A 5,350-nucleotide genomic window follows, 5' to 3' on the forward strand; every position below is an offset into this window, starting at 1 on the left:
ACCTGCGAGCGGCCCAGGCGGAGCGCACGGCCGCCCGGGCCGAGCTGCGCTCCGCACGCAAGCTCGCCGACGCCCGCGTGCGCCTCCTGCTCGACACCATCGTCGACGCCGCGACCGGCCTGCGGCACGAGCTCGCGCTGCCGCCCGCGGCGGACCTGCCCGCGGACCTCGTCGCGCCCGACCAGACCCGCCCCGCGCCGCGGACGGGGTCGCGCGGCCGGTCGGCCGACGACCCGGCGCTGCTGGACGAGCTGCTGCGGCAGCCGTGGGCGCACGTGCTCGTCGACGGCTACAACGTCACGAAGACCGGGTACGGGGAGCTGACCCTCGCGGACCAGCGCCGGCGCCTCGTGGACGGCCTCGCGCGCGTCGCGGCCGGCACGGGGGCGGAGGTGACGTGCTGCTTCGACGGCCAGCCCGGTCAGGCGCCGCCGGCGGTCCAGGCGCGCGGGGTGCGCGTGCTGTTCTCGGTGGGGGAGATCGCCGACGACCTCATCCGCCGCCTGGTGGCCGCCGAGCCGCCGGGACGCGTCCTCGTGGTGGTGACGAGCGACCAGGCGGTCGCGCGCGACGTCGAGGCCCGGGGCGCGTGGGTCGTGCCGTCGACGACGCTGCTGGCGCGCCTGCAGCACCTGTGACCCGACGCGCGCGGCGGGGGAGTGTCGGACGCCGTCGCTAGCGTCCGCCGCATGATCATCGACTGCGACTCCTGCGCGGTCCGCGGCAGGGACTGCGCCGACTGCGTCGTCTCGTTCCTCACGATCCCCGTCCGCCCGGCGGCGGTCGTGCCGGCGTCCGGGGACGCCGCAGGGGCGGTCGAGCTCGACGCCGCGGAACGGCACGCGATCGGCGTGCTGGCGGCGTCGGGGCTCGTCCCGCCCCTGCGGCTCGTGGAGGCCGGATGACCTCCCTCGCTACTCCCGGTCGTCGCTGTACAGCGCCTCGACGTCGGCCGCGAAGTCCTTCATGACGACCGCGCGCCGGATGCTGAGCTTCGGCGTGAGGTAGCCGTCGGCCAGCGTCAGGTCGCGGTCGAGGATGCGGTACTTGCGGATCGACTCGGCTCGCGAGACCGCGCGGTTCGTCTTCGCGACGGCCTTGTCGAGCGACGCGAGCACGTCCGGGTCCGTGCGGGCCTCCTCGAGGCTCATGGCCGGCTTGCCGTGCGCGGCGAGCCAGCCCGGCACGCCCTCGGGGTCGAGCGTGATGAGCGCCCCGATGAACGGCCGCTGGTCGCCGACGACGACGACCTGGCTGATGAGCGGGTGCGCGCGCAGGCGGTCCTCGAGGATCGTCGGCGCGACGTTCTTGCCGCCCGCAGTGACGATGATCTCCTTCTTGCGGCCCGTGATCGTGAGGAAGCCGTCGTCGTCGAGCGCGCCCAGGTCGCCGGTGCGGAACCAGCCGTCGGCGAGCGACTCCCGCGTCGCCTGCTCGTTGGCGTGGTAGCCCGTGAAGACCTGGATGCCCTTGATCTCGACCTCGCCGTCGGCGGCGATCCGGATCGCCGTGCCGGGCAGCGGCAGACCGACCGTGCCGATCTTCGTCTTCCCCGGACGGTTGACCGTCGCGGGCGCCGTCGTCTCGGTCAGTCCGTAGCCCTCGAGGACCTTGAGGCCCACGCCGCGGTAGAAGTGCCCGAGGCGCTCGCCCAGGGGCGCTCCGCCGGAGATCGCCCACTCGGCCTGCCCGCCGAGCGCGGCGCGCAGCTTGTGCAGCACGAGGACGTCGGCGACCTTGTGCTGCAGCCTGAGCCACGGGCTCGGGCCCTTGGGGTTGTCCAGCGCACGCGAGTAGACGATCGCGGTCTTCGCGGCACGCTGGAAGATGGGGCCCTTGCCGCCCGCGGCGGCCTTCTGCTCGGCCGAGTTGTAGACCTTCTCGAACACGCGCGGCACGGACAGGATGAACGTCGGGCGGAACGAGCCCAGGTCCTCGACGAGGGTCCGCGTGTCGGGCGTGTGGCCGAGCACCGCACCCGCCGGGATGCACAGCACCTCGATGAAGCGCGCGAACACGTGCGCGAGCGGCATGAACAGGAGCGTGCGGGCCCCGTCGCCCGCGACGACCTCCTGGAGCCCGGCGACCGTGTTCACGGTGAGCTCGTAGAAGTTGCCGTGCGTCAGCTCGACGCCCTTCGGGCGGCCCGTGGTGCCCGAGGTGTAGATGATCGTCGCGACGTCCCCCAGCGACGCGATCGACCGGCGGCGCGCGATCTCCTCGTCCGGCACGTCCGCCCCCGCGGCGACGAGGTCGTCCACGGCACCGTCGTCGAGGACGAGCACGTCGCGCAGGCGGGTCGCGGGCCGGACCTCGTCGACGACCGCGAGGTGGTCGCGCGTCTCGACGACGAGGAGCGTGACGTCGGAGTCGGTGAGGATCCACTCGACCTGCTCGGCCGACGACGTCTCGTACAGCGGGACCGGCACGGCCCCCGCGCGCCAGGCCGCCCAGTCGACGAGCGACCACTCGTACCGCGTGCGCGACATGATCCCGACGCGGTCGCCCGGCTGCACCCCGCGTGCGACCAGGCCCTTCGCGACGGCGACGACCTCCGCGTCGAACTCCCGCGCGGTCAGCGGGATCCACGGGCCACCGGCCTGTGACTTGTGCTCGACCAGGACGCGGTCCGGGGTGTCGCGGACGCGGGTGGCGAAGAGGTCGTTGAGGTTGTGCTCGGGATCGACCTCGACGAGCAGGGGAGTGTGGAACTCGTCCATTCTGGCTCCAGTGGCAGTGGCGAAGTGTGCGACGAGGATACGTGACGTGACAAGGGCCACATCGTCGCCCGAACGTGTCGCATGCCGCGGGACCAGCAGGACGATCGGCGCACGTGTCGGGTCCGCGGGCCGCTAGCGTGGTGCCGCGGACCTCTCGGTCGCGGACCCCAGGCACTGACGCGTAGGAGCACTCACGGACATGCACGCCATCGGTGTGGACATCGGCGGGACGAAGATCGCGGCAGGCGTCGTCGACGAGGAGGGCGTGATCCTCGCGCAGACGCGCGTCGAGACGTCCCCGGACGACGTCGCGGGGATCGACCGCGCGATCGCCCAGGTCTACCGCGAGCTGGCGGGCTCCTACGAGGTCGGGGCCATGGGCCTGGCCGCGGCCGGCTTCGTCGCCGCCGACCGTTCGGGCGTCCTGTTCGCGCCGAACATCGCGTGGCGCGACTACCCGCTGCGGGACAAGGTCAAGGCGCTCATCGACGACGACCTCACGATCGTGGTCGAGAACGACGCGAACGCCGCCGGCTGGGCCGAGTTCCGGTTCGGTGCGGCGCGCGACGTCGACGACATGCTCCTGCTCACGGTCGGCACGGGCCTCGGCGGCGCGATCGTCTCGAACGGCGAGCTCGTGCGCGGTGCGTGGGGTGTCGCGTCGGAGGTCGGGCACATGCGCGTCGTGCCGGGCGGCCACTACTGCGGCTGCGGCCACGAGGGCTGCTGGGAGCAGTACGCGTCGGGCAGCGCGCTCGTCCGCGACGCCCAGGCCGCGGTGCTGCGCGAGCCCGAGCGCGCCGAGCGGCTGCTGCAGCTCGCGGGCGACGCCGAGAAGATCGTCGGCCCGCAGATCACGCAGGCCGCCGAGGAGGGCGACCCGCTGTCGATCGAGCTGCTCGCCGAGCTCGGTCGCTGGCTCGGGGAGGGTGCGGCGTCCGCGACGGCGCTGCTCGATCCCGCGCTCATCGTCGTCGGCGGCGGTGTCGTGGCGGCCGGCGAGCTGCTGCTCGGCCCGGCACGTCGCGGCTTCGGGGAGCAGCTCTCCGCGCGCGGGCACCGTCCGGAGGCGTCGTTCGTCGCCGCCGCGATGGGCAACGACGCCGGCATGGTCGGCGCGGCGGACCTCGCGCGCCTCTGACAGCGCCGGCATGACGTCGCCGGCCTGACCTCGCCGTCGGCGCGGGCGCGGTCAGACGACGGCGCCCGTGTCGTCGTCCTCCGGGTCGCGGCGGTGCGGCATGCGCCAGACGAGCACCGCGACGCCGATGACGAAGACCGCGGCCGCGGCCTGCACGATCGCGCTGGGCGCGTCGCGCCAGAACAGCACGACGGCCAGCAGGAACAGCGGCATGCCCGCCGCCGCGATCCACGCCATCGTCAGCAGCGGGTCGCCGCCGAGCACGGGGCCCGGGTCGGGCGGCACGAAGTGCTCCTCGGCGTCGACGGCCTGCTCGGCGTCGTCGATCTGGTCGGTGCCCGACCAGTCGCGTCCGGACGCGTCCCGTGCGGAGCGCACGACGCGCGCCTCGGACGTCCACGCGGTCGCGTCGGGCGTGGGGTCGGTCGGTGCGGCGGCTCGACCGGACGGGTCCTCGTCGTCGTCGTCCTCGCCCGTGTAGCCGGCGAGGTCGCCGAGCTGTGCGACGATCGCGTCCCAGCGTTCGTCGTCGGTCTCGGCGTGCGCGTCGTCGGCCGGTCCCGGCGCGTCGGATCCCGGAGGGGGGACCGCGTCGTCGGGGTCGTCGGGGCGTGCAGCCATGAGAGCACTCTAGAGTCGGACGCAGCGGTCGGGGACGCCCTGCGCCGGTCGATCGGTCAGGGGCGTGGTCCCGAGCCGCGCGGGCCGGTCCGTCAGGAGCCCGTGGGCGGGCCGGAACGTGCCGATGAGTCGGCTGAGAGGTGGGCTGTTGTTCTACTGGTTGATGAAGCGGGTGTTCGTGGGCCCGCTGCTGCACCTCGTGTACCGCCCGTGGGTGCGCGGTGCGCAGCACGTCCCCGCGCGCGGCGCCGCGATCCTCGCGAGCAACCACCTCGCGGTGATCGACTCGTTCTTCCTGCCGCTCGTGCTCGACCGCGAGCTCGTCTTCATCGGCAAGCAGGAGTACTTCACGGGCCGCGGGATCAAGGGCCGGATGACCGCGGGCTTCATGCGCGGCGTCGGCACGATCCCCGTCGACCGCGGCGGCGGCAAGGCCAGCGAGGCGGCCCTCAACACGGGCCTGCGGCGGCTGCGCGAGGGCGACCTGTTCGGCATCTACCCCGAGGGCACCCGCAGCCCCGACGGCCGCCTGTACCGCGGCAAGACGGGTGTCGCGCGGCTCGCGCTCGAGTCCGGCGCCCCCGTCATCCCGGTCGCGATGGTCGGCACCGAGATCGCGCAGCCCCTCGGTCGCAAGATCCCGAAGATCATGCGCATCGGCGTCGTCATCGGCGAGCCGCTCGACTTCAGCCGCTACCAGGGCATGGAGAACGACCGCTTCATCCTGCGGTCGGTCACCGACGAGATCATGTACGCGATCATGAGCCTGTCCGGCCAGGAGTACGTCGACGTGTACGCGGCGACCCAGAAGGCGCGCATCGCCACAGGTCACCCCGCTGCGACGGGCGACGCGCAGGACCACCTGCCG

Annotated in this window: 6 protein-coding genes; 4 read left to right on the top strand and 2 right to left on the bottom strand. The window is 73.5% G+C overall.

All coding sequences use genetic code 11. The annotated features are described in order from the left end of the window. A partial coding sequence (locus tag CTKZ_RS11030; protein WP_200829710.1) for an NYN domain-containing protein occupies positions 1–638 on the top strand: 638 nt, incomplete at its 5' end. A 51-nt stretch (positions 639–689) separates the two neighbouring features. Then, the gene (locus CTKZ_RS11035) at positions 690–905 is read left to right on the top strand and encodes a hypothetical protein (protein ID WP_124342995.1); all 216 of its coding nucleotides are present in this window, start codon (positions 690–692) and stop codon (positions 903–905) included. Positions 906–914: 9 nt separating this feature from the next. Here CTKZ_RS11035 and CTKZ_RS11040 read toward each other — a convergent pair whose 3' ends face one another. Next, the gene (locus CTKZ_RS11040; RefSeq protein ID WP_124342996.1) at positions 915–2,720 is read right to left on the bottom strand and encodes an AMP-dependent synthetase/ligase; all 1,806 of its coding nucleotides are present in this window, start codon (positions 2,718–2,720) and stop codon (positions 915–917) included. Positions 2,721–2,919: 199 nt separating this feature from the next. Between CTKZ_RS11040 and CTKZ_RS11045 the strand changes: the two genes are divergently transcribed. After that, positions 2,920–3,861, top strand: a complete 942-nt coding sequence (locus tag CTKZ_RS11045) for an ROK family glucokinase (RefSeq protein WP_124342997.1) — start codon at positions 2,920–2,922, stop codon at positions 3,859–3,861. 51 nt (positions 3,862–3,912) lie between these two features. On the opposite strand, the gene CTKZ_RS11050 is transcribed toward CTKZ_RS11045, so the two are convergent. Beyond that, positions 3,913–4,482: a COX15/CtaA family protein gene (locus CTKZ_RS11050; protein ID WP_124342998.1), complete on the bottom strand. Its 570-nt coding sequence runs from the start codon at positions 4,480–4,482 to the stop codon at positions 3,913–3,915. 163 nt (positions 4,483–4,645) lie between these two features. On the opposite strand from CTKZ_RS11050, the gene CTKZ_RS11055 reads away from it, so the two are divergent. Further along, the coding region (locus tag CTKZ_RS11055; RefSeq protein WP_148090486.1) for a lysophospholipid acyltransferase family protein at positions 4,646–5,350 on the top strand (705 nt) is incomplete at its 3' end.

It is taken from the genome of Cellulomonas algicola, assembly GCF_003851725.1.
Classification (GTDB): Bacteria; Actinomycetota; Actinomycetes; order Actinomycetales; family Cellulomonadaceae; genus Cellulomonas; species Cellulomonas algicola.